Here is a 24,593-nt window from a genome sequence, read left to right as displayed (position 1 = left end):
TGCATAAGTAGTGCAGTGATGTAGTGCGGTGATGTAGTGCGGTGATGCATATTGCACCTTGCAGCACGTTGCACTGCAGCAGTCAGTTTTCGCGGTCGTCTTCCTGTCGCCTGCCGCCAGGGGTGGGGCGACCCCGAAAACCGGCTTTCTCCCGCTGGCGGCGCGCCGATCCGCGTCGCCGGTGTCAAAAAATCAATCGTCTCATTTGTGTTCGGTCCCAAACGAGCGACTTGCTCCTGCCCGAGGGTAAACATGCCAGCCTACAAGCGCGTCCTTCTGAAACTGTCCGGTGAAGCCCTGATGGGCGACGATGCCTTTGGCATCAACCGCTCCACCATCGAGGCGATGGTGAACGACATTGCCGAGATCGTGAAGCTCGGCGTCCAGGTCGCGGTGGTCATCGGCGGCGGCAATATCTTCCGCGGCGTCGCGGGCGGCGCGGCCGGCATGGATCGCGCCACGGCCGACTACATGGGCATGCTGGCCACCATGATGAACGCGCTGGCCCTGCAGGACGCGATGCGCCACGCCAATATCGAAGGCCGCGTGCAGTCCGCGCTGCGCATGGACCAGGTGGTCGAGCCGTACATCCGCCCGCGCGCCATCCGCCAGCTGGAAGAGGGCAAGGTGGTGATCTTCGCGGCCGGCACCGGCAACCCGTTCTTCACCACCGACACCGCCGCCGCGCTGCGCGGCTCGGAAATCGGTGCCGAGGTCGTGCTCAAGGCGACCAAGGTGGACGGCGTCTACACCGCCGACCCCAAGAAGGACCCGAGTGCCACGCGCTACACCACCATCAGCTTCGACGAGGCGATCTCGAAGAACCTGCAGGTGATGGACGCCACCGCCTTCGCGCTGTGCCGCGACCAGAAGCTGCCGATCCGGGTGTTCTCGATCGTCAAGCCGGGCGCGCTCAAGCGCGTGATCCTGGGCGAAGACGAGGGTACCCTGGTCCACGTCTGAGCCCGGCGCCCCCCCGATTCCGCGCCACGGCGCTGGTGTCTGGCCGGGCAAAGAGTAGAATGATTCATTTTCGATCCCGCCCGGCGGGATCCTGGTTGGCTGATTTCCGGAGGTTAACATGAGCGTCGCCGACACAAAGAAGAGCGTCGAGCAGAAAATGCAGAAGTCGATCGAAGCCTTCAAGGCCGATCTGGCGAAGATCCGCACTGGCCGTGCCCACACCGGCCTGCTCGACCACGTTCAGGTGGATTACTACGGCTCGATGGTGCCGATCAGCCAGGTCGCCAGCGTCGGCCTGGCCGATGCGCGTACCATCACGGTGCAGCCGTGGGAAAAGAAAATGGTGGGTGCGGTCGAGAAGGCGATCCGCGACTGCGACCTGGGCCTGAATCCGGCCACCATGGGCGACGTGATCCGCGTACCGATGCCCGCGCTGACCGAAGAGCGCCGCAAGGAGCTGACCAAGGTCGTCAAGGGCGAGGCCGAGGGTGCCAAGGTCGCGGTGCGCAACCTGCGCCGCGATGCCAATGAGCAGTTCAAGAAGCTGGTCAAGGACAAGGCCATTTCCGAGGACGACGAGCGCCGCGGCCAGGACGAGGTGCAGAAGCTGACCGACAAGTACGTCGCCGAGATCGACAGGATGGTCGCCGAAAAAGAGAAGGAGATCATGACGGTCTGACGCCGTCCCGGCACCTGCCGGGGCTGCCCGAGACCGTCTGCCATCATGCAGCACATCAGTTCAACGCTCGCCGTACCCGATTCCTCCTACGTGCCCCGCCACGTTGCCATCATCATGGACGGCAACGGCCGCTGGGCGACCCAGCGGCACCTGCCGCGCGTTGCCGGGCACTCCCGGGGCCTGGATGCCGTGCGCGCGGTGGTGGAAGCCAGCGCCGCGCGGGGCGTGCAGTACCTGACGCTGTTCGCGTTCAGTTCCGAGAACTGGCGCCGGCCGGCGGACGAGGTGTCGTTCCTGATGCGGCTGTTCATGATGTCGCTGCGGCGCGAAGTGGTAAAGATGCACGCCAACAACATCCGCTTGCGGGTGGTTGGCGACCTGGGCCGCTTCAGCCCGCGCATCCAGCAGCTGATCAAGGATGCCGAGGCGCGCACCGCCGGCAACACCGGCCTGACCGTGACCATCGCCGCCAACTATGGCGGCCGCTGGGACCTGCTGCAGGCCATGCGCAAGATGCTGGCGCGCTCGCCGATGCTCGATCCGGAGTCGATCGACGAATCCATGCTCGCGCCGCACCTGGCCATGGCCTACGCGCCGGAGCCCGACCTGTTCATCCGCACCGGCGGCGAACAGCGCATCAGCAATTTCCTGTTGTGGCAGCTCGCCTATTCCGAGCTGTATTTCACCGACGTGTACTGGCCGGATTTCGACGCCGCCGAGCTGGACAAGGCCTTTGCCTCGTACCGCCAGCGCGAACGCCGTTTCGGCCGCACCAGCGCGCAACTGGTTGCGCCGGGGCTATCGGGCACGGCCTGACACCCTGGTCGTTCCAGGCTACTCCAACAACAACTCCCACGGGACCGCAGCGCATGCTCCTCACCCGCGTCATCACCGCCCTGTGCCTGTTGCTGCTGATCCTTCCGATCCTGTTCCTGGCGCCGCCGGCCGGCCTGGCGGGGCTGCTCGGGGTGATCGTGCTGCTGGCGGGCTGGGAATTCGGACGCCTGATCGGGCTGCGCGGGCCCTGGCCTTATGTCTATGCGCTGGCCTGCCTGATCGCCACCATCGCCTGGCATGACATGCCGCTGCGGCACGCCACCACCTGGCTGCTGGAGGCGGCGGTGGTGTGCTGGGGCGTGGCGCTGGTCTTGCTGGCGCGCGGCGTGCGCACCGCGACGCCGGGCTTTGCCGTGCTGGGGGCCATCCTGGGCCTGGTCATGCTGCCCGCGTTTGCCCATGCCACGATGGTCCTGCGCGGCGCCGGCATCGGCGTGCTGCTGACCGCGGCCGTGCTGGTGTGGGCAGCCGACATCGGCGCCTATTTCACCGGCAAGGCCATCGGCCGGCGCAAGCTGGCACCGTCCATCAGCCCGGGCAAGTCCTGGGAGGGCGCCATCGGCGGCTGGCTGCTGGCGCTCATCATCGGCCTGGTGCTGGCCGCCACCCATGCCTTCGCGCCCACGTGGTTCTCGGTGCTGGGCGACCGCGGCGGGCTGGGCTATGTGGCCGGGCTGACCACGCTGCTGGTGGCGGCGAGCGTGATCGGCGACCTGTTCGAGTCGCTGCTCAAGCGCCAGGTCGGCATGAAGGACAGCAGCCGGCTGCTGCCGGGCCATGGCGGCGTGCTGGACCGGATCGATGCCTTGCTGCCGGTGTTCCCGCTGGCGGCCCTGATGCTGATTTTTTTCTGAAGCCTTCTCTGAAGCGGTCTGATATGCAGCGCATTACCATCCTGGGCGCCACCGGCTCGATCGGCGAAAGCACGCTCGATGTCGTCCGCCGCCATCCCGACCGCTACACCGTGCACGCGCTGACGGCGCATCGGCAAGTGCGCAAGCTGGCCGAGCAATGCATTGCGTTCCGCCCGGCGCGCGCCGTGGTGGGTAGCGCCGAGGCGGCCGGGGAGCTGCAGGCGCTGCTGCGCGATGCCGGTGTCGATACCGAAGTCAGCCACGGCGAGGCCGAGCTGGAATCGGTCGCCGCCGATGCGCAGACCGACGCCGTGATGGCCGCGATCGTCGGCGCCGCCGGTCTGCGCCCGACGCTGGCTGCCGCGCGTGCCGGCAAGCGCGTGCTGCTCGCCAACAAGGAAGCGCTGGTGATGTCCGGCCGCATCTTCATGGACGCGGTGCGCGAGCACGGCGCCACGCTGCTGCCGATCGACAGCGAGCACAACGCTATCTTCCAGTGCCTGCCTGCCGACGACCCGCGCTACGGCGGCGGGGTGGCCAGGGTGTTGCTGACCGCCTCGGGCGGGCCGTTCCGCACGCGCGATCCCGACACGCTGCACGACATTTCTCCCGACGAGGCCTGCGCCCACCCGAACTGGGTCATGGGCCGCAAGATCTCGGTCGACTCGGCCACCATGATGAACAAGGGCCTCGAGGTGATCGAGGCGCACTGGCTGTTCGGCGCGCCGGCCGAGCGCATCGAGGTGCTGATCCACCCGCAGAGCATCGTGCATTCGATGGTGGCCTACCACGACGGCTCGGTGCTGGCGCAGCTGGGCAACCCGGACATGCGCACGCCGATCGCCTACGGCCTGGCCTATCCCGAGCGCATCGATGCCGGCGTGACGCCGCTCGACCTGACGCTGGCAGGCGGGCTGCATTTCGAGAAGCCGGACCTGCAGCGCTTCCCGTGCCTGGGACTGGCCTTCGACGCCCTGCGCGCCGGCGGCGTGGCGCCGACCGTGCTCAATGCGGCCAACGAGGTGGCGGTCGAGGCATTCCTGGGCGGGAAAGTGCGCTTCACCGATATCGCGCAGTTGGTGGCTCAGGTGCTCCAGGCAGCACCAGCCGGCGCGGCGGACACGCTTGACGCCATCCTCGATGCCGACCGCATGGCGCGCGCGGCAGCGCGCGCGGCCGTTGCCGGACTGGCGCTGCGCCACTGATCCTGCGGGCCCGCCTGCCGCATCTGCGACAATAGCGGTTGCGGCGGCCCCGGACATGCCGGAACCCCCGGAGCCGGCGCACCGGTCCAGCCACTCACCGGTCCAGCCACTGTTACTGACGTCCCGACGCCATGCAAACCGTACTCGCTTTCATTGTTGCCCTGTGCGTGCTCATCTACGTGCACGAGATGGGGCATTACCTCGCCGCGCGCGCCTGCGGCGTGAAGGTGTTGCGCTTTTCGATCGGTTTCGGGCGGCCACTGCTGCGCTGGATCTCGAAGAGCCGCGACCGCACCGAATGGACGGTGGCGGCCATTCCGCTGGGCGGCTACGTCAAGATGCTCGACGAGCGCGAGTTTGACCCCGATCGCGACGCCCGGATCGATCCGGCCGACCTGCCGCGCGCGTTCAACCGCCAGCCGGTCGGCAAGCGCTTCATCATTGTCGCGGCCGGGCCGCTGGCCAATTTCCTGCTGGCGATCGTGCTCTACTTCGCGCTGTTCGCCGGCGGCATGCGCGAACCCGCACCGATCGTCGCCGCACCGGCGGCCGGCACCATGGCCCAGCAGGCCGGCGTGCGCGAAGGCGACCGGGTGCTGTCGCTGACCGCCAACGGCCATACCGAAGCGGTGCGTTCCTGGAACGACCTGCGCATGGCGGTCTTCGCCGGGGGCTTCGGCGATGCGCGCGCCGTGCTGCGCGTGCGCGCCGCCGACGGTGCCGAGCGGGACGTCACGCTGGCACGCCTGCCCAATACCGGCGGCAACCCGGAGCAGGATCCGCTCAGCACGCTCGGCCTGCATCTGAAGGGCGGGCCGGTCACCATCACTGAGGTATTGCCGGACTCGGCCGCCGAGCGCGCCGGGCTGAAGAAGGGCGACCGCGTCGTCGCGTGGCAGGGCACCCCGCTGACCCAGGCCAGCGAGCTGATCAAGGCGGTGCGCAGCCAGCCCGGGCAGGCCGTGACGCTCGGCATCGAGCGCGACGGCAAGCGCCTGGACGTGCCGGTGACGCTGGACGCTGCCGCCCCGCGCGACGGCGAAAAGGATGCCAGCGGCGCCCCGGCGCCGCCGGCGGGCAAGCTGGGTGCGGCGCTCAGCCAGGCAGTGGAGATGGAGACGGTGCGCTACCGTCCAGACCAAGCGATGGTCCGTGCGTTCGGCCAGGTGTGGGACACCAGCGCGCTGTCGCTGAAGCTGCTGGGCAAGATGCTGGTGGGGCAGGCGTCGCTGCAGAACCTGAGCGGTCCGCTGACCGTGGCGGACTACGCCGGGCGTGCCGCAAACCTCGGCGTGCAGGCCTTTGTCAGCTTCCTGGCACTGGTCAGCGTCAGCCTCGGTGTACTGAATTTGTTACCTATTCCGGTTCTGGATGGGGGGCATTTGCTGTATTATTGCGTGGAATTTTTGACTGGCCGGCCCGTCCCAGACCACTGGCAGGCAATGCTGCAGAAGGTTGGCATCGCCTGCATCTTGCTCCTGACCTCGCTCGCTTTGTTCAATGACGTCAGCCGAATGTTTCTGGCGAACGGCTAGAAACGCATGTCGGCAAAAGGGGCGGTCGTGTCGTCGGACACCGTCGCCGGGGACGCCGTTGCCAAGCGCAGTCCCACGAGGCATCGGAAAATCCTGGATGGAATCAAAGAGGGGATCAACATTGATCAGACATAAGCGCATTTCGCTGGGCTTGCTGGCGAGTGCCGTTATTGCAGCCTGGAGCCCGGCGGGCTGGGCTGCCGATCCGTTCGTCGTCAGGGACATCCGCGTTGAGGGCCTGCAGCGCGTCGAGCCGGGTACGGTGTTTGGCTACCTCCCCGTGCGCGTCGGTGAAACCTTCACCGACGACAAGGGCGCCGATGCGATCCGTGCCCTCTACAATACCGGTTTCTTCAAGGACGTGCAGATCCGCGCCGAAGACGGTGTGCTGGTCGTGCAGGTGGAAGAACGCCCGGCGATCTCGCAGCTGGAATTCGTCGGCATCAAGGAATTCGACAAGGACACGCTGCGCCGCTCGCTGCGCGCGGTCGGCGTCGCCGAAGCGCGTTACTACGACAGGGCGCTGATCGACAAGGCGGAGCAGGAGCTCAAGCGCCAGTACGTCGCGCGCGGCTACTATGCCGCCGACGTGCAGACCACGGTCACGCCGGTGGACCGCAACCGCGTCTCGGTCGTGTTCAACGTCGAGGAAGGCCCGGTCGCCAAGATCCGCCAGATCAATATCGTCGGCAACAAGGCATTCAAGGAAAGCACGCTGCGCGACGAGATGCAGCTGTCCACGCCGAACTGGCTGTCGTGGTACACCAAGAATGACCTGTACTCGAAGCAGAAGCTGACGGCCGACCTGGAGGCGCTGCGTTCCTACTACCTGAACCGCGGCTACCTCGAGTTCGCGATCGAATCGACCCAGGTGTCGATCACGCCGGACAAGAAGGATATCTACCTGACCCTGAACATCAAGGAAGGCGAGCAGTACAAGGTGTCCGACATCCGCCTGGCCGGCGAACTGCTGGGCAAGCAGGAGGAAATGGAAAAGCTGCTGCAGCTGAAGAAGGGCGACATCTTCTCGTCCGAAAAGCTGACCGCCAGCACCAAGGCCATTACCGACCTGCTGGGCACCTATGGCTACGCCTTCACCACGATCAACCCGCAGCCGAACATCGACCAGGAAAAGCGCGAGGTCGCGCTGACGCTGATGGTCGACCCGGGACGGCGCGTCTACGTGCGCCGCGTCAACGTGGTGGGCAACAGCAAGACCCGCGACGAAGTGGTGCGCCGCGAGATGCGCCAGATGGAAAGCTCGTGGTTCGACAGCGAGAAGCTGCAGCAGTCGCAGGCACGTATCAACCGGACCGGCTACTTCACCGACACCAACATCACCACCGAGGACGTGGCGGGCGCGCCCGACCAGGTCGATGTGAACGTCAACGTGACTGAAAAGCCCACCGGCCAGATCAGCCTGGGCGTGGGCTTCTCGTCCACCGACAAGCTGGTGCTGCAGGCCGGCCTGCGCCAGGACAACGTGTTCGGTTCCGGTACCAGCCTGGGCCTGGACGTGAACACCGCCAAGTCGTTCCGTACCATTGCCCTGACGCAGTACGACCCGTATTTCACGGTGGACGGCATCAGCCGCTCGACCGACATCTACTACCGTACCTCGCGGCCGCTGTACTACACCGGTGACCAGGACTACAAGATCGTGTCCGCCGGCGGCGGCTTCAAGTTCGGCGTGCCGTTCTCGGAAGTCGACACCGTGTTCTTCGGTATCGGCTACGAGCGCACGCAGGTCTACACCTCGGTCAACACGCCGAGCCAGTACACGCAGTGGCTGAACGCGATCGGCAAGGAGAGCGGCGACGGCATCAACAACTTCCCGTTCACGATCGGCTGGGCACGCGACCGCCGCGACAGCGCGCTGGTCCCGACCAAGGGCCCGTACACCCAGGCCAACCTGGAAGTCGGCCTGCCGGGCGGCGATACGCAGTACTACCGCGCCAGCGTGCAGCAGCAGTACTTCTACCCGATCTCGAAGGCGTTCACGCTGGCGCTGAACGGTGAAGTGGCCTACGGCCACGGCTACGGCAGCACGCCGTTCCCGGTGTTCAAGTACTTCTACGCCGGCGGTATCGGCTCGGTGCGCGGCTACCAGACCAGCACGCTGGGCCCGAAGGACCAGAACGGCAACCCGGTGGGTGGTGCGTCCAAGATGATCGGTAACGTGGAATTCATCTTCCCGCTGCCGGGCTCGGGCGTCGACCGCACGCTGCGCCTGTTCACGTTCTTCGACTTCGGTAACGTCTACCAGGAAGGCGCGCCGATTTCGTTCAGCGATCTCAAGTACTCGACCGGCTTCGGCATGTCGTGGCTGTCGCCGATCGGCCCGCTGAAGATCAGCATGGGCTTCCCGCTCAACCGGGAAGAGACCGACAAGGTTCAGCGCTTCCAGTTCCAGATCGGGACGGCATTCTGATTCTGTAAAAGGATCTGTTTTCATGATGACAACATCCAAACTGGTCAAATCCCTGGGCGCCGCCGCATTCGCCACCGCTGCGCTGTGCGCCGCGATGCCGGCCATGGCCCAGGAGGCGCGCATTGCCGCCGTCAATTCCGAGCGCATCCTGCGCGATTCGCAGCCGGCCAAGCAGGCCCAGGTGAAGCTGGAGCAGGAATTCTCCAAGCGCGACCGTGAGCTGCAGGACATGGCCCAGAAGATCAAGGGCATGGCCGACAAGCTCGACAAGGACACCGCTGTGCTGGCCGATTCCGACCGCCAGCGCCGCCAGCGCGAGGTGGCCGACCTCGATCGCGAATTCCAGCGCAAGCAGCGCGAATTCCGCGAGGACCTGAACCAGCGCCGCAATGAAGAGCTGGCGCAGGTGCTGGAGCGCGCCAACCGCGTGATCCGCCAGCTGGCCGAGCAGCGCAAGTACGACCTGATCGTGCAGGAAGCGGTCTACGTGAACCCGCGCATCGACATCACCGACGACGTGATGAAGGCGCTGAACGCCGGCGCCCGCTAAGCCGCCGCTGTTCGTTTCGTCCCTTTTTCAGGAAGTACCGCCATGCAGACACCCACACTGGGTCAGCTCGCCACCGAGAACGGCGCGCAGGTTGTGGGTGATCCCGACCTGGCGATCGTTGGCCTGGCTCCTCTCGACCAGGCTTCGGCGGGCGAACTCTCGTTCCTGTCCAATCCGCTCTACCTGCAGCAGGCGCTGGATTCGCAAGCCGGCGCCGTGATCGTGTCGCAGGCCGACCTCGAGCGCATCCGTGCCGAGGGCCGTGCCGACGGCCGCAACTGGCTGGTGGCGCGCAATCCCTACGTCTGCTTTGCCCGCGTGGCGCAGCGCTTTGACCGCGAGGCCAATGCCGACCCACGCGTCGGCATCGATCCGCGCGCGAGCGTGTCGCCCGACGCGGTGGTGCCGGCGTCGTGCTATATCGGCCCGAACGTGGTCATCGAGCGCGGCGCCCGGCTGGGCGAGCGCGTCCGCATCCTGGCCAACGGCTACGTCGGTGCCGGGGCCGAGATCGGCGACGATTCGCTGCTGTACGCGAACGTTTCGGTCTACCATCAATGCGTGATCGGCGCGCGCGCCATCCTGCACAGCGGCGTGGTGATCGGCGCCGATGGCTTCGGTTTCGCGCCCGATATCAGCGCCACCGGCGTCGAATACGTGAAGATCCCGCAAACGGGACGCGCCGTGCTGGGCCATGACGTGGAGGTCGGCGCCAATACGGCGATCGACCGCGGCGCCATGGCCGACACCGTGGTCGAAGACGGCTGCAAGATCGACAACCAGGTCCAGATCGCGCATAACGTGCGGGTCGGGGCCCATACGGTCATCGCTGGCTGTGCCGCGGTTTCGGGCAGCACGCGCATCGGCCGTTTCTGCGTGATCGGGGGCGCGGCCAATTTTGCCGGCCACCTGACCATTGCCGACCGGACCACAGTGTCCGGCGGTACTTCGATTACCAAATCCATTACCAAGCCCGGGGGCCATTTCACCAGCGTCTTCCCGTTCCTGCCGCACGGCGAGTGGGAACGCAACGCAGCCATCGTGCGCGGCCTGAGCAAGCTGCGCGAACGGGTGGTGGCGCTGGAACGTCGCCTGCGCGGCCAGTCCGCCGGGTCCCAAACCTCACAAGACTAAAGAGAAATCATCATGAGCGCGGCCGAAATCGATATCCGCAAGATCCTCAAGCTGTTGCCGCACCGGTACCCGTTCCTGCTGGTCGACCGCGTGCTGGAGTTCGAGGCGCAGAAGCGGATCAAGACCCTGAAGAACGTCACCATCAACGAGCCGTATTTCCAGGGCCATTTCCCGGAACAGCCGGTGATGCCGGGCGTGATGATCCTGGAGGCGCTGGCGCAGTCGGCCGGCCTGCTGACGTTCGGTGCCGACATGGAGCGCAAGGAAGGCGCGCTGTACTACTTCGTCGGCATCGACGGCGCCCGCTTCAAGCAGGTGGTGTACCCGGGCGACCAGCTGCACATGAATGTGACGGTCGAGCGCTATATCCGCGGCATCTGGAAATTCAAGGCATTCGCCACCGTGGACGACAAGGTCGCCTGCGAGGCGGAGCTGATGTGCACCGTGAAGCAGGCTGAGTGAGGCCGGCCGCCGCAGGCTGGCCAGCCCGGCGGCACCGACGGGAACCTTTGCCCCGCGCAGGAGGCCCCATTCTTCACCAGACACACACAGGACAGACGTATGACGCAAATCCACCCTACCGCACTGGTTGACCCGAAGGCCGAACTGGGCTCCGACGTGACCGTCGGCCCATTCTCCATCGTCGGCCCCAACGTGCGGATCGGCAGCGGCACCCGGATCGGCTCGCATACGACGGTCGAGGGCCATACCACGATCGGCGAGGGCAACAACATCGGCCCCTATGCGTCGGTCGGTGGCGTGCCGCAGGACATGAAGTACCGCAACGAGCCGACCCGGCTCGAGATCGGCGACCGCAACACCATCCGCGAATTCACCACGATCCACACCGGCACGGTGCAGGATCGCGGCCTGACCCGCATCGGCAGCGACAACTGGATCATGGCCTATGTGCATATCGCGCATGACTGCTCGGTCGGCAATCACACCGTGTTTTCCAGCAACGCGCAGATCGCCGGGCACGTCGACGTGGGCGACTGGGCCATCCTCGGCGGCATGAGCGGTGTGCACCAGTTCGTGCGCATCGGCGCCCACGCGATGCTGGGCGGCGCCTCGGCGCTGGTGCAGGACGTGCCGCCGTTCGTGATCGCGGCCAGCGACAAGGGCGGCAACAAGGCCACGCCGCACGGCATCAACGTCGAGGGGCTGCGCCGCCGCGGCTTCGATGCGGCCCAGATCGCCGCGCTGCGCCAGGCGTACAAGCTGCTTTACAAGTCCGACCTCAGCTTCGACGAGGCACGCAACGAGATCTCCGCCTTGCTGGGCCAGTCCGATGCCGGCACCGCGGTGCCGCTGCAGGCCTTCGTCGACTTCCTTGCCGCCACCCAGCGCGGCATCGTGCGCTGAGACCGGGCTCCACATGGTCGACGCCGCGATTCGGGGTGGCTTGCCCACGGGCAACGGTTCTGCCGCCGCCAGGCGCGGCACCATCGCCATGGTGGCCGGAGAGGCCTCCGGCGACCTGCTGGCATCGCTGATGATGGGCGGGCTCAAGGCCCGCCTGGGCGATACCATGGCGTACGCCGGCATCGGTGGCAAGCGCATGATGGCGCAGGGCTTCGCCTCGCGCTGGCCGATGGAAACGCTGTCGGTCAACGGCTATGTCGAGGTGCTGGGCTCGCTGCGCGAGATCCTGCGCACCCGGCGCGCGGTGCGCGACTGGCTGCTGGCCGAGCCGCCGCAGTGCTTTATCGGGGTCGATGCCCCGGATTTCAATTTCGGCCTGGAAGTGCCGCTGCGCCGCGCCGGCATTCCGGTGGTGCATTTCGTCAGCCCGTCGATCTGGGCCTGGCGCGGCGGGCGCATCCGCACCATCGCGCGCGCGGTGGACCACATCCTGTGCCTGTTCCCGTTCGAGCCCGAGATCTACGCCAAGGCCGGCATTCCCGCCACCTATGTCGGGCATCCGCTCGCCGACGTGATCCCGATGGTGCCTGACGTCGCGGGGGCGCGCGCCGAGCTGGGGCTGCCTGCCGGCCACCGCGTGGTCGCGGTGCTGCCTGGCAGCCGGCAGTCCGAGGTGCGCAACCTTGGCGCCACCTTCTTTGCCGCGATGGCGCAGATGCAGCGCATGGACCCGAACCTGGCGTTCGTGCTGCCGGCGGCAAGCGCGCCGCTGCGCGCCATCGTCGAAGACCTGCACCGGCAGTATCCGGAACTGCGCCTGACCATTGTCGACGGCAAGTCGCACCAGGCCATGGAAGCCGCCGACGTGGTGCTGCTGGCCAGCGGCACCGCGACGCTGGAGGCGGCGCTGTACAAGAAGCCGATGGTGATCTCGTACAAGGTGCCCTGGCTGACCGCGCAGATCATGAAGCGCCAGGGTTACCTGCCGTACGTGGGATTGCCTAATATCCTTTCAGGGCGCTTTGTCGTGCCCGAACTGCTGCAGGACGACGCCACGCCCGAGGCGCTGGCCCGCGAAACGCTGCTGCAGCTCAACGACGAGGGCAACATTGCCTTCCTGTACGAGCATTTCACCCGCATGCACGAGACGCTCAAGTGCAACACCGCGCAACTGGCCGCCGATGTGGTGGTGGACCTGATGCACAGCCGGGGGACCGTCTGATGGCGCGTCGCAATGCGGCTTCACCGCAGATGGGCCTGGACCTGGCGCCGGCCGCCGCAGCGATCCAGCGGCTGTGCGGCGTCGATGAAGCGGGCCGCGGCCCGCTGGCGGGGCCGGTGTATGCCGCCGCGGTGGTGCTCGATCCGAAGCGCCCGATCCGCGGCCTGGCCGACTCCAAGATCCTGACCGCCGCCAGGCGCGAGGCGCTGTACGAGAAGATCTGCGAACGTGCGCTGGGCTGGCATATCGCCTTCGCCACGGTCGAGGAAATCGATACGATCAATATCCTGCACGCCAGCATGCTGGCGATGCAGCGCGCGGTGCAGGGGCTGGCCGCCAGCGGCGTGGTGCCGGACCTGGTGCAGGTCGATGGCAACCGCTGCCCGCAGGTGCCGTTCCCGGTGGAAGCCATCGTCAAGGGTGACGCGCTGGTCAGGGCGATCTCGGCTGCGTCAATCCTGGCCAAGGTGGCGCGCGACCGCGAACTGATGGCGCTGCACGAGCGCTATCCGCAGTACGGCTTCGATTCGCATGTCGGCTATGGCACGCCGCAGCATCTGGCCGCGCTGGCCGAATTCGGCGCGACGCCGCATCACCGCCGCTCGTTCGCGCCGGTGCGCGAGGCGCTGGCGCAGCGTCCGATGTTTACCGCGGTGACGGCAGTTGCCGAGGTCGTCGAAAATATCGAAAGCATCGAAGTCAGCGAACTCACCACCCCGATCCAGGCGGCGCCGTCAGGCACCCTGCAAACCGACGCACCGTGAAGCACGTCACCTCGCGCGACAACGCGCTGTTCAAGCACCTGAAGGCGCTCGCCACCTCCACCCACCAGCGCCGCAAGGCCGGGCAGTCGCTGCTCGACGGCGTGCACCTGGCCGAGGCTTATGTGGATGCACTGGGACAGCCAGTCACCTGCGTGGTGTCCGAGCGTCATTACGACCATGCCGAGGTGGCGCCCTTGCTGGCGCGCATCGACGCGGAGCGGCTGGTAGTGCTGGCCGACACGCTGTTCACCCAGATTTCCGGCGTGGTCAACGGCATCGACCTGATGCTGGTGATCGAGACGCCTGCCGGCCACCTGCCGGCGCGCATCGAGGAGGACTGCATCATCCTCGACGGCGTGCAGGATGCCGGCAATGTCGGCTCGATCCTGCGCAGCGCCGCGGCGGCGGGCATCCGCCATGCATTCCTGGCGACGGGCTGTGCGTTCGCCTGGTCGGTGAAGACGCTGCGCGCCAGCATGGGCGCCAATTTCCACCTGAACATCGTCGAGCACTGCACCGTGGAGTCGCTGGCGCCGCGGCTGGCGCTGCCGTTGCTGGCGACGTCCTCGCATGCCGACGCCGCGGTGTTCGATACCGACCTGCGCGCACCGGTGGCCTGGGTGGTCGGCAATGAAGGCGCCGGCGTCAGCGATGCGTGGATGCAGCACGTCAAGCGCAAGGTCGGCATTCCCCAGCCGGGCGGCCTGGAATCGCTGAACGTGGCGGCTGCCACCGCGATCTGCCTGTTCGAGGCGGTGCGGCAGCGGCGATAAAATAAAGGGCTGGGCGTCGCCGCTGGTGTGCCTGTTGCCTGGATCTTCCTGCCTGTTTGCTCCCCTCTCCCGCAAGCGGGAGAGGGAGCAAACAATCGGCACGATTGGGCCACCGCAGTGCCCAAAGGGTAACGCATCACCGTCTCCGCAAATCGGCGGCCAATTTTTTAGTAGTTGTCGCGATCGACCTTGATCTCCTGCAGGATCGTGGTCGCAATCTCTTCGATCGACTTGTGCGTCGACGACAGCCACTTGATGCCTTCGCGCCGCATCATCGCTTCGGCCTCGTTGACCTCGTAGCGGCAGTTTTCCACCGCCGCGTACTTGCTGCCGGGGCGGCGCTCGTTGCGGATCTCGGTCAGGCGCTGCGGGTCGATCGACAGCCCGAAGATCTTGCTCTTGAACGCGTACAGCGCCGACGGCAGCTTGCCGCGCTCGAAATCGTCCGGGATCAGCGGGTAATTGGCCGCCTTCAGGCCGTATTGCATCGCCAGGTAGAGGCTGGTCGGGGTCTTGCCGCTGCGCGACACGCCCACCAGGATCACATCGGCTTCTTCGAGATTCTTGTGGGACTGACCGTCATCGTGCGCGAGCGAGAAGTTGATCGCCTCGATCCGGTTCTTGTACGCCTCGGTATCGGCATTCTGGTGGAAACGGCCGATGGCGTGGGTCGACTTCAGCCCCAGTTCTTTCTCGAGCGGCTCGATGAAGGTCTGGAACATGTCCAGGATCATCGCCTTGGCACGGCGCAGTGCCTTGTTCGCTTCCTGGTTGACCAGCGTGGTGAAGACGATGGGCGGCACGCCTTCGTTGTGGAAAGCCTCGTTGATCTTGCCGACCGCGATATGTGCTTTTTCCGGGGTATCGACAAATGGCATCCGCACCTTGCGGAAGCGCATTTCGAACTGCGCCAGGATCGAGTGGCTGAAGGTTTCCGCAGTGATCCCGGTGCCATCCGAGACAATAAAGACCGTTCGCACCGGCGGGCGATCCGCTGCGGCGGGCGCCGCCGCGGTCGCTTGGGTGGACGGGGAGGCAGGCTGCGTTCCAGGCTGGGTCCCGGAATTGGCTGTACCGGGCGCTTCTGGCTGGGACATGAGGGTTGCGCAATAAATAGATTCAATCTTCCGCAGAAAAGTGCGGCGCAGCACGGTAGAATAGCGGCGATCTTTTCGCTAAGCAATTCCGCGAGGGGCCCCTTTTGTACCAACTCAGGCCCGGAATTGTCGACAATATGCGCTGCGCGATGAGAGCCGTAGCGCCGCGTCCGCAACATTGCAGCACCACGAGCATGGGGTTGCTTAGCCAAGCGATCGGTCCGGGACCAGAACACGAACAACATACCGGGCATGCGCAGCAAGTTTTCTACTTTGTTTTGAGGCTCTCATGACTAACCAGGCAGATAACGGCGCCTACGTGTTGCCGTTCGAGCAGTTGCGCATGGCTGACGTGGAAATCGTCGGCGGCAAGAATTCGTCGCTGGGCGAGATGATCTCCCAGCTGGCGCAAGCCGGCGTGCGCGTTCCCGGCGGTTTTGCCACCACCGCGCTTGCCTTCCGCGACTTCCTCGCCCACAACAACCTGACCGAGCGCATCTCCCAGCGCCTGAAGACGCTTGACGTCGACGACGTCAAGGCCCTGGCCGAGGCCGGTGCCGAGATCCGCGGCTGGGTCGCCACGGCCCCGTTCCAGCCGCGCCTGGAACAGGAAATCCGTGAGTTCTATGCCCGCGTGTCCGAGCGCGAAGGCGCCGAGGCCTCGTTCGCGGTGCGTTCGTCGGCCACGGCCGAAGACCTGCCCGACGCCTCGTTCGCCGGCCAGCAGGAGTCCTACCTGAACGTCAGCGGCATCGACGACGTGCTGGACAAGATCAAGCACGTGTTCGCCTCGCTGTACAACGACCGCGCCATTTCCTACCGCGTGCACAAGGGCTTTGCCCACGACGTGGTGGCGCTGTCCGCCGGCATCCAGCGCATGGTCCGCTCGGACCTGGCCGCTTCCGGCGTGATGTTCACCATCGACACCGAATCGGGCTTCCCCGACGTGGTCTTCATCACCTCCAGCTATGGCCTGGGCGAAACGGTGGTGCAGGGCGCGGTCAACCCGGACGAGTTCTACGTCTTCAAGCCGACGCTGCAGGCCGGCAAGTACCCGATCATCCGCCGCTCGATCGGCTCCAAGCTGATCAAGATGGAATTCACCAAGCCGGGCGAAGCAGGCCGCGTGAAGACCGTCGACGTGCCGGCCGAACTGCGCAACCGCTACTCGATCACCGACGAGGACGTGACCGAGCTGGCCCGCTACGCGATGATCATCGAGAAGCACTATGGCCGCCCGATGGACATCGAGTGGGGCAAGGACGGCAAGGACGGCAGGATCTACATCCTGCAGGCCCGCCCGGAAACGGTGAAGAGCCAGTCGGCCGGCAAGGCCGAGCAGCGCTTCAAGCTCAAGGGCACCGCTCCCGTGCTGACCAGCGGCCGCGCCATTGGCCAGAAGATCGGCACCGGCCCGGTCCGCGTCATCAACGACCCGTCCGAGATGGAGCGCGTGCAGCCCGGCGACGTGCTGGTGGCCGACATGACCGACCCGAACTGGGAGCCGGTGATGAAGCGCGCTTCGGCGATCGTCACCAACCGTGGCGGCCGTACCTGCCACGCGGCGATCATCGCGCGTGAACTGGGCGTGCCGGCCGTGGTCGGCTGCGGCGACGCCACCGACATCCTGAAGGATGGCACGCTGGTAACCGTGTCGTGCGCCGAGGGCGACGAAGGCCGCATCTACGACGGCCTGCTGGAAACCGAAGTGACCGAGGTCCAGCGTGGCGAGATGCCGGAAATCGACGTCAAGCTGATGATGAACGTGGGTAACCCGCAGCTGGCGTTCGACTTTGCGCAGATCCCGAACTGCGGGGTCGGCCTGGCGCGCCTGGAATTCATCATCAACAACAACATCGGCGTCCACCCGAAGGCCATCCTCGACTACCCGCAAGTCGATGCCGACCTGAAGAAGGCCGTGGAAAGCGTGGCCCGTGGCCACGCCAGCCCGCGTGCGTTCTACGTCGACAAGCTCGCCGAAGGCATCGCCACCATCGGTGCGGCCTTCTACCCGAAGTCCGTGATCGTGCGCCTGTCGGACTTCAAGTCGAACGAGTACAAGAAGCTGATCGGCGGTTCGCGCTACGAGCCGGATGAGGAAAACCCGATGCTGGGCTTCCGCGGCGCCTCGCGCTACATCGCCGAGGACTTCGCCGAAGCGTTCGAGATGGAATGCAAGGCCATGAAGCGCGTGCGCGATGAAATGGGCCTGACCAACGTCGAGATCATGGTGCCGTTCGTGCGTACGCTGGGCCAGGCCGAGAAGGTCATCGAGCTGCTGGCCAAGCACGGCCTGAAGCGCGGCGAGAACGGCCTGCGCATCATCATGATGTGCGAAGTGCCGTCCAACGCGATCCTCGCCGAGGAGTTCCTGCAGTACTTCGACGGCTTCTCGATCGGCTCGAACGACCTGACCCAGCTGACGCTGGGCCTGGACCGCGATTCGGGCATGGAGTTGCTGGCCAAGGACTTCGACGAGCGCGACCCGGCGGTGTGCTTCATGCTGTCGCGCGCCATTGCGGCATGCATCCGCCTCGACAAGTATGTCGGCATCTGCGGCCAGGGCCCTTCGGACCATCCGGACTTTGCCGCCTGGCTGGCCAAGGAAGGCATCAAGTCGATCTCGCTGAATCCCGATTCGGTGGTCGACACCTGGCAGAAGCTGGCCTCCTGAGGCTTTTGACGTCACAATAACGACATTAGCCGGCGCGCCTTCGGGCAGCCGGCTGGCACCGGCCCCTGCGTCAGGTGTTGAATCGGCCCCGCAGGCGCCTCTGGCGCTGCGGGGTTTTTGTTTTCGGGAATCGTTTTCAGAGATCGATTGGACGGGGAGTTCGGATGGCGTACTACATCTGGTTCGTGGCGGCGGTCGCGCTGGTGATCGTCGAGCTGAATACCGGCACGTTCTACCTGCTGATGGTGGCCGTGGGGCTGGCCGCCGGCGGCATCGCCGCCTTGCTGGGCCTGTCGCCCGCCGCGCAGACCGTGACCGCGGCGCTGGTCGCCGCGGTGCTGATCGCCGCACTGCGTCGTACCCGTTTCGGCAAGCTGCGGCGCGGCAATGCCTCAGCCGACCCCGCCGTCAATCTCGATATCGGCCAGGAACTCGACGTCCCCGCCTGGGACGCCAACGGGCGCGCACGCGTCCCGTATCGTGGCGCCGACTGGACCGTCGAGCTCGCGCCGAACTGCGCCGCGGCACCGGGCCGTTACCGTATCGTCGAAATACGCGGCAGCACGCTGGTCGTTTCGCCGCGCTGACCGTATCCAAGGGTTGCCCGGCGCCAGCCGTGCAACCATCCGCCTGCCGCCGTTCCGGCGGCGCCGTACCGCTGTTTCCTGACCGGAGGGTTGTTACATGCTCGCTTTTCAGCTTGGCCTGTTGCCGCTGATCATCCTTATTGCCGTGATCGTGCTGATCGCCAGGGGCATCAAGATCGTGCCGCAGCAGCACGCCTGGGTGCTCGAGCGCCTGGGCCGCTACCATGCGACGCTGACGCCGGGGCTGTCGATCGTGGTGCCGTTCGTCGACCGCGTCGCCTACAAGCACGTGCTCAAGGAAATCCCGCTGGACGTGCCCAGCCAGGTCTGCATCACCAAGGACAACACGCAGTTGCAGGTGGACGGCGTGCTGTACTTCCAGGTGACCGACCCGATGAAGGCATCCTACGGCTCGAGCAATTTCGTCGTGGCGATCACGCAGCTGTCGCAGACCACGCTGCGCTCGGTGATCGGCAAGCTGGAGCTGGACAAGACCTTCGAGGAGCGCGAGTTCATCAACCACAGCGTGGTCAACGCCCTCGATGAAGCGGCCGCCAACTGGGGCGTCAAGGTGCTGCGCTACGAGATCAAGGACCTGACCCCGCCCAAGGAAATCCTGCACGCCATGCAGGCGCAGATCACCGCCGAGCGCGAAAAGCGGGCGCTGATCGCCGCGTCCGAGGGCAAGCGCCAGGAGCAGATCAACCTGGCTACGGGCGCGCGTGAAGCGGCGATCCAGAAGTCGGAAGGCGAGAGGCAAGCCGCGATCAACAAGGCGCAGGGCGAGGCGGCGGCGATCCTGGCAGTGGCAGAAGCCAATGCCCAGGCGATCCAGAAGGTGGGCAACGCCATCCGCAGCGAAGGCGGCATGGATGCGGTCAACCTGAAGGTGGCCGAAGAGTATGTCGCCGCGTTCGGCAACCTGGCCAAGCAGGGCAATACGCTGATCGTGCCGGGGAATATGGGCGAGATGAGCAGCATGATTGCATCTGCGCTGCAGATCGTGAAGGGGCAGAAGGCCGGCGCCTGATCGGGCAGGCGCGGGCGGGGCGCGCCGTTACTCCTTGGTGTCGCCCTTCATGATGCGCGCCTTCTCGCGCTGCCAGTCGCGCTGCTTTTCTGTCTCGCGCTTGTCGAACTGCTTCTTGCCCTTGGCCAGGCCGATCTCGCATTTCACGCGGCCGCGCGTGTAGTGCAGGTTCAGCGGCACCAGCGTGTAGCCGCGCTGCTCGACCTTGCCGATCAGCTTCTTGATCTCGTCGGCCTTGAGCAGCAGCTTGCGCGTGCGCACCGGGTCGGGCTTGACGTGCGTGGAGGCGCTCTGCAGCGGGCTGATATGGGCGCCGATCAGGAACATCTCGGCGTCGCGCACCACCACGTAGCCTTCCTTGATCTGTACGCGGTTGGCGCGGATCGCCTTGACTTCCCAGCCTTCCAGCACGATCCCGGCCTCATATCGCTCTTCGATGAAGTAGTCGAAAAAGGCCTTCTTGTTGTCAGCGATGGTCATGCGTGCGGGTAGGGGAGCAATGGGTGAAAGCAGGCCGGATCGCTGCAGTGCCGCATGGCGAAGTGCCGCCAGCGACCAGCGTCGGCTAAAATCGGAATTCTAGCAAACCAGCCCCGGCACCGGCTGATGTCCTGGCGCGATACGCGCGGCATGGCCGGGAGCCAGATTTCCCAATACATGGCAGACGTCCATAAATCCGTGCTGCTCGGCTATTCCGCCGCGCAGATGTACGACCTGGTCACGCGCGTGGAGGACTATCCCAAGTTCCTGCCATGGTGCGGTGGCGTGGAGGTGTTCGAGCAGACCGAAACCACGCTCGACGCCAAGATCCATATCCATTTCAAGGGCATCCAGCAGTTCTTCCACACCCGCAATACGCAGGAGCGCCCGACCCGCATCGACATGACCTTTGCCGACGGGCCCTTCAAGACCTTCAATGGCGCGTGGCGCTTTACGCCGCTGCGCGAAGACGCCTGCAAGATCGAATTCCACCTGCACTATGAGTTTTCGAGCCTGCTGCTGGAAAAACTCATCGGCCCGGTGTTCAGCATGATCGCGAATACCTTCGTCGATGCCTTCGTCAAGCGCGCCGAGGTGGTATATGGCGCCAGCTGAAGGCGCGGGCACCGTGCATGTCGCGGTGTGCTATGCGCGGCCCGATGCGGTATTCCTGAAGGAGATCGACGTGCCCGCGGGTACCACGATCGCCGCGGCCATCGTCGGCTCGGGGCTGCAGCAGGCGTGCCCGGAAGTGGATCCGTCGACCATGCGGGTGGGCATCTTCGGCAAGCTCAAGACGCCCGATACCGTGGTGCGCGAGGGCGACCGCGTGGAGGTGTACCGGCCGCTGACTGCCGACCCCAAGCAGGCGCGGCGCAAGCGCGTGCAGAAGCTGCGCGAGGGCGGGGCGCGGGAAGGACAGAAATGGCTGCGCGGCAATGGCTGAGCCGGAAGGCTTGCGCCGCTGATGGCAACACTGACAGCAAGACGGGGCATGACGCCCCGTTTTTGCTTTCGGTTCAGCTGCAGTTCTTGTCGAGGCTGGCGCTGGTCTTGACCTGCTCGGCCTGGCGCTGATCGCTGTTCAGGTGCTGCAGCGAGCCATCCGGACCCGCTACCGCCGCGCGCATCCCTTGCTGCAGGCCGGCGGCGTAGTTGCGCAGCTGGGCGCAGCGGGCCTCGCGGTCGGCAGCCTCGGTTTCCTTGCGCGCCTCTTCCGCCGCGGCTTTCAGGCGGGATTCGCGGCGCTTCTGGAAGGCCTCTTCGGCCGTCGGCGGCGGGGCGGCCTCCTTGGGCTTGCCTGCGGCCTTGGTATGGGCTGGCGCGGCTGCGGGGACATTGGCGCTTTCCGCGCTGGCCGCCGCTACCGGCTGGTACTCGCCGGCAAAACGGCCAGGGGCGCGCAGCGCCCTTGGGGCTGCGCCGGACGGCGGCACGTCGCTGTAGACCATGCGGCCGTTGGCATCGCGCCATTGCCAGTAGGCATGGGCGTGGACCGAGGCGGTAGCCGTGACGGCGGCGGCAAGCAGGCACAGCACGGACGATCGTTTCATGGCGAGGCGTCTCAAAGTGGCTGGTAAGGAACGGGTGCGGCTGGAAGACTGCTGGGCCGCCGGCTGCGCGCGAGGCAATGCCGCGGCAGGCCTGCCGCGGGCGATGGCTTGGCGCCAAGGCATGGCGCCGGTTTGACCCTGGTGTTTCTGTTCTGCTGTTCTGATGTGGCTGTTCTGATGTGGCTGTTCTGATGTGGCGCGTGTGACCCCCGCGCCATCGTCCGCTAGTCTACGCAGACTTGTCGCTGGCGTGCAAGCGCACCGACCAGGCCACGCCGACCATCAGCAACACAATGGCGGCGATTTCCAGCGGCCGCGGCCAGCGGTGGTCGAAGATAAAGCCATAGGCCAGCGCGAACAGCGTCTCGAACACGATCATCTGGCCCGACAGCGTCAGCGGCAGGCGCCGGCTGGCGATATTCCACAGGTTGTTGCCGATCAGCGACGCGCCCAGCGCCACCGCGGCGTTGACCATCCAGAACCACTGCCAGTCGCGGCCGCTGTCGCCGGAGGTGAGGGCGTCGCCCGCCACCAGCCAGCCGATCACGGCCAGCACGGCCGATACCGCGCCGGTCGACAGCCCGTACAGCGCCGACCATTCATTGCCGCTGTAGTGCGGGTTGCGCTGCAGGTAGCGCGCGTTGTCGACCGCGTAGAGGGTCCAGCAGACCAGCGCGCCGGCGGCGGCGCAGACGCCGGCAAGCTTCTGCCAGCCCGGCCGCACGGCGTCGCCGGCCGCGGCGGCATGTGCGCTCTGGCCGCCGCCGAACAGGTCGATGTTGATGCAGGCGATGCCCACTGCCACCACCAGCAGCGGCCACAGCAGCCGCGACAGCGGCACCGCGCCGTGGTCGCGCCGGCCCATGATGGTGACCGAGATCGGCAGGATGCCAATGATCAGCGAGGTCGGTCCGACCCCGGCCAGCTGCACGCCGAAGGCCAGCAGCACGTAGTAGAGCAGGTTGCCGGTAAAGGCCTGGCGCAGCAGTGCCACGCAGTCGGCGCGGGTCAGCTTGCGGGCGATGCGCTTCATCAGCGGCAGGGCGGCAACGAGCGCGACCAGGCCATACGCCAGGTAGCGCCCGATCGCCAGCTCCCACGGCGAGAACACCGGCAGCAGCTTGGGCGCGATAAAGACCATGCCCCAGAACGCGCCCGCCAGCAGCCCGCACAATACGCCGATTCCCATGCTTTTCAACGCCCGGTTAAAAGGACGACGAGCATAGCAGACCACGCCGGAAGAGCGCCGGAAAACCCGTTGCCGTGCATCAGCCAGCCGTGCATTCCTGTATAATTCGCTTTTGCGCCTAGAGGATTTGCTATGCGTCTTGTCCAGAAAGCACTCACATTCGATGACGTGCTGCTCGTCCCGGCCTATTCGGCCGTCCTTCCCCGGGATGTTTCCCTCCGCACTCGCCTGTCCCGTTCGATCGAACTGAACATTCCGCTGGTGTCCGCTGCCATGGACACGGTGACGGAGGCACGCCTGGCGATCTCCATGGCGCAAGCCGGTGGCATCGGTATCGTCCACAAGAACCTGAAGCCCGCTGACCAGGCCCGCGAAGTGTCGCGCGTCAAGCGCTACGAGTCGGGCGTGCTGCGTGATCCGATCACCATTTCGCCGGACATGAAGATCCGCGATGTGATCGCGCTGTCGCAGCAGCATGGCATTTCGGGCTTCCCGGTGCTGGAAGGCAAGACCGTCGTCGGCATCATCACCAACCGTGACCTGCGCTTCGAGGAAGAGCTCGAGGCCCCGGTGCGTGCCAAGATGACCCCGCGCGAGAAGCTGGTGACTGTGGCCGAGGGCGCGCCGCTCGAAGAAGCCAAGCGCCTGATGAACCGCCACCGCCTGGAGCGCGTGCTGGTGGTCAACCAGGCCTTCGAGCTGCGCGGCCTGATCACGGTGAAGGATATCCAGAAGGCGGTCGAGAACCCGCTGGCGAGCAAGGACGACCACGGCCAGCTGCGCGTAGGCGCCGCAGTCGGCGTGGGCCCGGACAACGACGAGCGCGTCGAGTTGCTGGTCAAGGCCGGTGTCGACGTGATTGTGGTCGATACGGCGCACGGTCACAGCCAGGGCGTGCTGGACCGCGTGCGCTGGGTCAAGCAGAACTTCCCGCAGGTGCAGGTGATCGGCGGCAACATCGCCACCGGCGACGCCGCCCGTGCGCTGGTCGAGCATGGCGCCGACGGCGTCAAGGTCGGCATCGGCCCGGGCTCGATCTGCACCACGCGTATCGTGGCGGGCGTGGGCGTGCCCCAGATCACCGCCGTTTCCAACGTGGCCGAGGCGCTCAAGGGCACCGGCGTGCCGCTGATCGCTGACGGCGGCATCCGCTATTCGGGCGACGTGGCCAAGGCCCTGGCGGCCGGCGCCCACACCGTGATGATGGGCGGCATGTTCTCCGGCACCGAAGAGGCGCCGGGCGAAGTATTCCTGTACCAGGGCCGCTCGTTCAAGAGCTACCGCGGCATGGGCTCGGTCGGTGCGATGAAGGACGGCGCCGCTGACCGCTACTTCCAGGAAGACAACACCGCCAACGTCGACAAGCTGGTCCCCGAGGGGATTGAAGGCCGCGTGCCGTACAAGGGCTCGGTGATGGCCATCATCCACCAGCTGACCGGCGGCGTGCGTGCCTCGATGGGCTACTGCGGCAGCAAGTCGATCGCCGACTGGCACGAGAATGCCCAGTTCGTCCAGATCACGGCAGCCGGCATGCGTGAATCGCACGTGCACGACGTGCAGATCACCAAGGAAGCGCCGAACTACCATATCGACTGACGCGCAGCGGCTGCGCCCGCCGTCCGCCGCGGCGGCGGGGCGCCAACCCGCGATCATCGGGAGCAGGGCGCGCGT

The 24,593-nt window shown here is 66.1% G+C and carries 24 protein-coding genes; 20 read left to right on the top strand and 4 right to left on the bottom strand.

Annotated features, from left to right (window positions below; genetic code table 11):
• The first annotated feature begins 252 nt into the window (after window positions 1-252).
• The 14 genes from pyrH (at window position 253) to JTE92_RS21920 (ending at window position 14,312) form a co-directional block, all read left to right on the top strand.
• Window positions 253-963 (top strand): UMP kinase, encoded by a 711-nt coding sequence (gene pyrH, locus JTE92_RS21985; RefSeq protein ID WP_063237869.1) that lies wholly within the window; start codon window positions 253-255, stop codon window positions 961-963.
• 118 nt (window positions 964-1,081) lie between these two features.
• Window positions 1,082-1,642, top strand: a complete 561-nt coding sequence (frr, locus tag JTE92_RS21980; protein WP_063237868.1) for a ribosome recycling factor — start codon at window positions 1,082-1,084, stop codon at window positions 1,640-1,642.
• Window positions 1,643-1,687: 45 nt separating this feature from the next.
• Window positions 1,688-2,458 carry an undecaprenyl pyrophosphate synthase gene (gene uppS / locus JTE92_RS21975; RefSeq protein ID WP_063237867.1) on the top strand — a complete coding sequence of 257 codons (771 nt, stop codon included), beginning with the start codon at window positions 1,688-1,690 and terminating at the stop codon, window positions 2,456-2,458.
• Between the two features lie 53 nt (window positions 2,459-2,511).
• Entirely contained in the window at window positions 2,512-3,333 is an 822-nt protein-coding gene (locus tag JTE92_RS21970; protein ID WP_063237866.1) for a phosphatidate cytidylyltransferase, read from the top strand.
• 23 nt (window positions 3,334-3,356) lie between these two features.
• Window positions 3,357-4,538: a 1-deoxy-D-xylulose-5-phosphate reductoisomerase gene (gene ispC, locus JTE92_RS21965; protein ID WP_063237865.1), complete on the top strand. Its 1,182-nt coding sequence runs from the start codon at window positions 3,357-3,359 to the stop codon at window positions 4,536-4,538.
• Window positions 4,539-4,669: 131 nt separating this feature from the next.
• Entirely contained in the window at window positions 4,670-6,073 is a 1,404-nt protein-coding gene (gene rseP, locus JTE92_RS21960; protein WP_063237864.1) for an RIP metalloprotease RseP, read from the top strand.
• Between the two features lie 97 nt (window positions 6,074-6,170).
• Window positions 6,171-8,504 carry an outer membrane protein assembly factor BamA gene (gene bamA, locus JTE92_RS21955; protein WP_174544845.1) on the top strand — a complete coding sequence of 778 codons (2,334 nt, stop codon included), beginning with the start codon at window positions 6,171-6,173 and terminating at the stop codon, window positions 8,502-8,504.
• A 22-nt stretch (window positions 8,505-8,526) separates the two neighbouring features.
• A complete protein-coding gene (locus JTE92_RS21950) occupies window positions 8,527-9,054 on the top strand; it encodes an OmpH/Skp family outer membrane protein (RefSeq protein ID WP_029045859.1) in 528 nt (175 codons plus the stop codon).
• A 42-nt stretch (window positions 9,055-9,096) separates the two neighbouring features.
• Window positions 9,097-10,188, top strand: a complete 1,092-nt coding sequence (gene lpxD / locus JTE92_RS21945; RefSeq protein ID WP_063237862.1) for a UDP-3-O-(3-hydroxymyristoyl)glucosamine N-acyltransferase — start codon at window positions 9,097-9,099, stop codon at window positions 10,186-10,188.
• A 12-nt stretch (window positions 10,189-10,200) separates the two neighbouring features.
• Window positions 10,201-10,650, top strand: a complete 450-nt coding sequence (gene fabZ / locus JTE92_RS21940) for a 3-hydroxyacyl-ACP dehydratase FabZ (RefSeq protein WP_010809590.1) — start codon at window positions 10,201-10,203, stop codon at window positions 10,648-10,650.
• A gap of 99 nt (window positions 10,651-10,749) precedes the next feature.
• A complete protein-coding gene (gene lpxA, locus JTE92_RS21935) occupies window positions 10,750-11,553 on the top strand; it encodes an acyl-ACP--UDP-N-acetylglucosamine O-acyltransferase (protein WP_063237861.1) in 804 nt (267 codons plus the stop codon).
• 13 nt (window positions 11,554-11,566) lie between these two features.
• Complete coding sequence (gene lpxB, locus JTE92_RS21930; protein ID WP_063237860.1) at window positions 11,567-12,775, top strand: lipid-A-disaccharide synthase; 1,209 nt, start codon at window positions 11,567-11,569, stop codon at window positions 12,773-12,775.
• 29 nt (window positions 12,776-12,804) lie between these two features.
• Window positions 12,805-13,539 (top strand): ribonuclease HII, encoded by a 735-nt coding sequence (gene rnhB / locus JTE92_RS21925; RefSeq protein ID WP_232353359.1) that lies wholly within the window; start codon window positions 12,805-12,807, stop codon window positions 13,537-13,539.
• The gene (locus tag JTE92_RS21920) at window positions 13,536-14,312 is read left to right on the top strand and encodes a TrmH family RNA methyltransferase (protein WP_063237858.1); all 777 of its coding nucleotides are present in this window, start codon (window positions 13,536-13,538) and stop codon (window positions 14,310-14,312) included. Before rnhB ends, JTE92_RS21920 begins: the two co-directional genes overlap by 4 nt.
• Window positions 14,313-14,479: 167 nt before the next feature.
• Here JTE92_RS21920 and ppsR read toward each other — a convergent pair whose 3' ends face one another.
• Window positions 14,480-15,292: a posphoenolpyruvate synthetase regulatory kinase/phosphorylase PpsR gene (gene ppsR / locus JTE92_RS21915; RefSeq protein ID WP_063237857.1), complete on the bottom strand. Its 813-nt coding sequence runs from the start codon at window positions 15,290-15,292 to the stop codon at window positions 14,480-14,482.
• Window positions 15,293-15,698: 406 nt separating this feature from the next.
• Between ppsR and ppsA the strand changes: the two genes are divergently transcribed.
• The 3 genes from ppsA (at window position 15,699) to JTE92_RS21900 (ending at window position 19,700) form a co-directional block, all read left to right on the top strand.
• Window positions 15,699-18,083, top strand: coding sequence for a phosphoenolpyruvate synthase (gene ppsA / locus JTE92_RS21910; protein WP_063237856.1), 2,385 nt, complete (start codon window positions 15,699-15,701; stop codon window positions 18,081-18,083).
• A 164-nt stretch (window positions 18,084-18,247) separates the two neighbouring features.
• Window positions 18,248-18,670 (top strand): NfeD family protein, encoded by a 423-nt coding sequence (locus JTE92_RS21905; RefSeq protein ID WP_063237855.1) that lies wholly within the window; start codon window positions 18,248-18,250, stop codon window positions 18,668-18,670.
• 97 nt (window positions 18,671-18,767) lie between these two features.
• Window positions 18,768-19,700 carry an SPFH domain-containing protein gene (locus JTE92_RS21900; protein WP_063237854.1) on the top strand — a complete coding sequence of 311 codons (933 nt, stop codon included), beginning with the start codon at window positions 18,768-18,770 and terminating at the stop codon, window positions 19,698-19,700.
• A gap of 27 nt (window positions 19,701-19,727) precedes the next feature.
• Here JTE92_RS21900 and smpB read toward each other — a convergent pair whose 3' ends face one another.
• Window positions 19,728-20,180, bottom strand: coding sequence for an SsrA-binding protein SmpB (gene smpB / locus JTE92_RS21895; protein WP_063237853.1), 453 nt, complete (start codon window positions 20,178-20,180; stop codon window positions 19,728-19,730).
• Between the two features lie 177 nt (window positions 20,181-20,357).
• On the opposite strand from smpB, the gene JTE92_RS21890 reads away from it, so the two are divergent.
• Together JTE92_RS21890 and JTE92_RS21885 are read left to right on the top strand one after the other, a co-directional pair.
• Window positions 20,358-20,795 carry a type II toxin-antitoxin system RatA family toxin gene (locus JTE92_RS21890; protein WP_029045870.1) on the top strand — a complete coding sequence of 146 codons (438 nt, stop codon included), beginning with the start codon at window positions 20,358-20,360 and terminating at the stop codon, window positions 20,793-20,795.
• Window positions 20,782-21,126, top strand: coding sequence for an RnfH family protein (locus tag JTE92_RS21885; protein WP_029045871.1), 345 nt, complete (start codon window positions 20,782-20,784; stop codon window positions 21,124-21,126). Before JTE92_RS21890 ends, JTE92_RS21885 begins: the two co-directional genes overlap by 14 nt.
• A 73-nt stretch (window positions 21,127-21,199) precedes the next feature.
• On the opposite strand, the gene JTE92_RS21880 is transcribed toward JTE92_RS21885, so the two are convergent.
• Together JTE92_RS21880 and JTE92_RS21875 are read right to left on the bottom strand one after the other, a co-directional pair.
• The gene (locus tag JTE92_RS21880; protein ID WP_063237852.1) at window positions 21,200-21,733 is read right to left on the bottom strand and encodes a DUF4124 domain-containing protein; all 534 of its coding nucleotides are present in this window, start codon (window positions 21,731-21,733) and stop codon (window positions 21,200-21,202) included.
• 229 nt (window positions 21,734-21,962) lie between these two features.
• Window positions 21,963-22,922, bottom strand: a complete 960-nt coding sequence (locus tag JTE92_RS21875) for a DMT family transporter (protein ID WP_063237851.1) — start codon at window positions 22,920-22,922, stop codon at window positions 21,963-21,965.
• 132 nt (window positions 22,923-23,054) lie between these two features.
• Here JTE92_RS21875 and guaB point away from each other — a divergent pair, with 132 nt between their 5' ends.
• Window positions 23,055-24,518: an IMP dehydrogenase gene (gene guaB, locus JTE92_RS21870; RefSeq protein WP_063237850.1), complete on the top strand. Its 1,464-nt coding sequence runs from the start codon at window positions 23,055-23,057 to the stop codon at window positions 24,516-24,518.
• Window positions 24,519-24,593 lie beyond the last annotated feature (75 nt).

Source organism: Cupriavidus oxalaticus (genome assembly GCF_016894385.1).
GTDB classification, from domain to species: Bacteria; Pseudomonadota; Gammaproteobacteria; order Burkholderiales; family Burkholderiaceae; genus Cupriavidus; species Cupriavidus oxalaticus.
The sequence above is the reverse complement of the archived record's forward strand: the minus strand, read 5'-3'. Positions and strand labels throughout refer to the sequence as shown.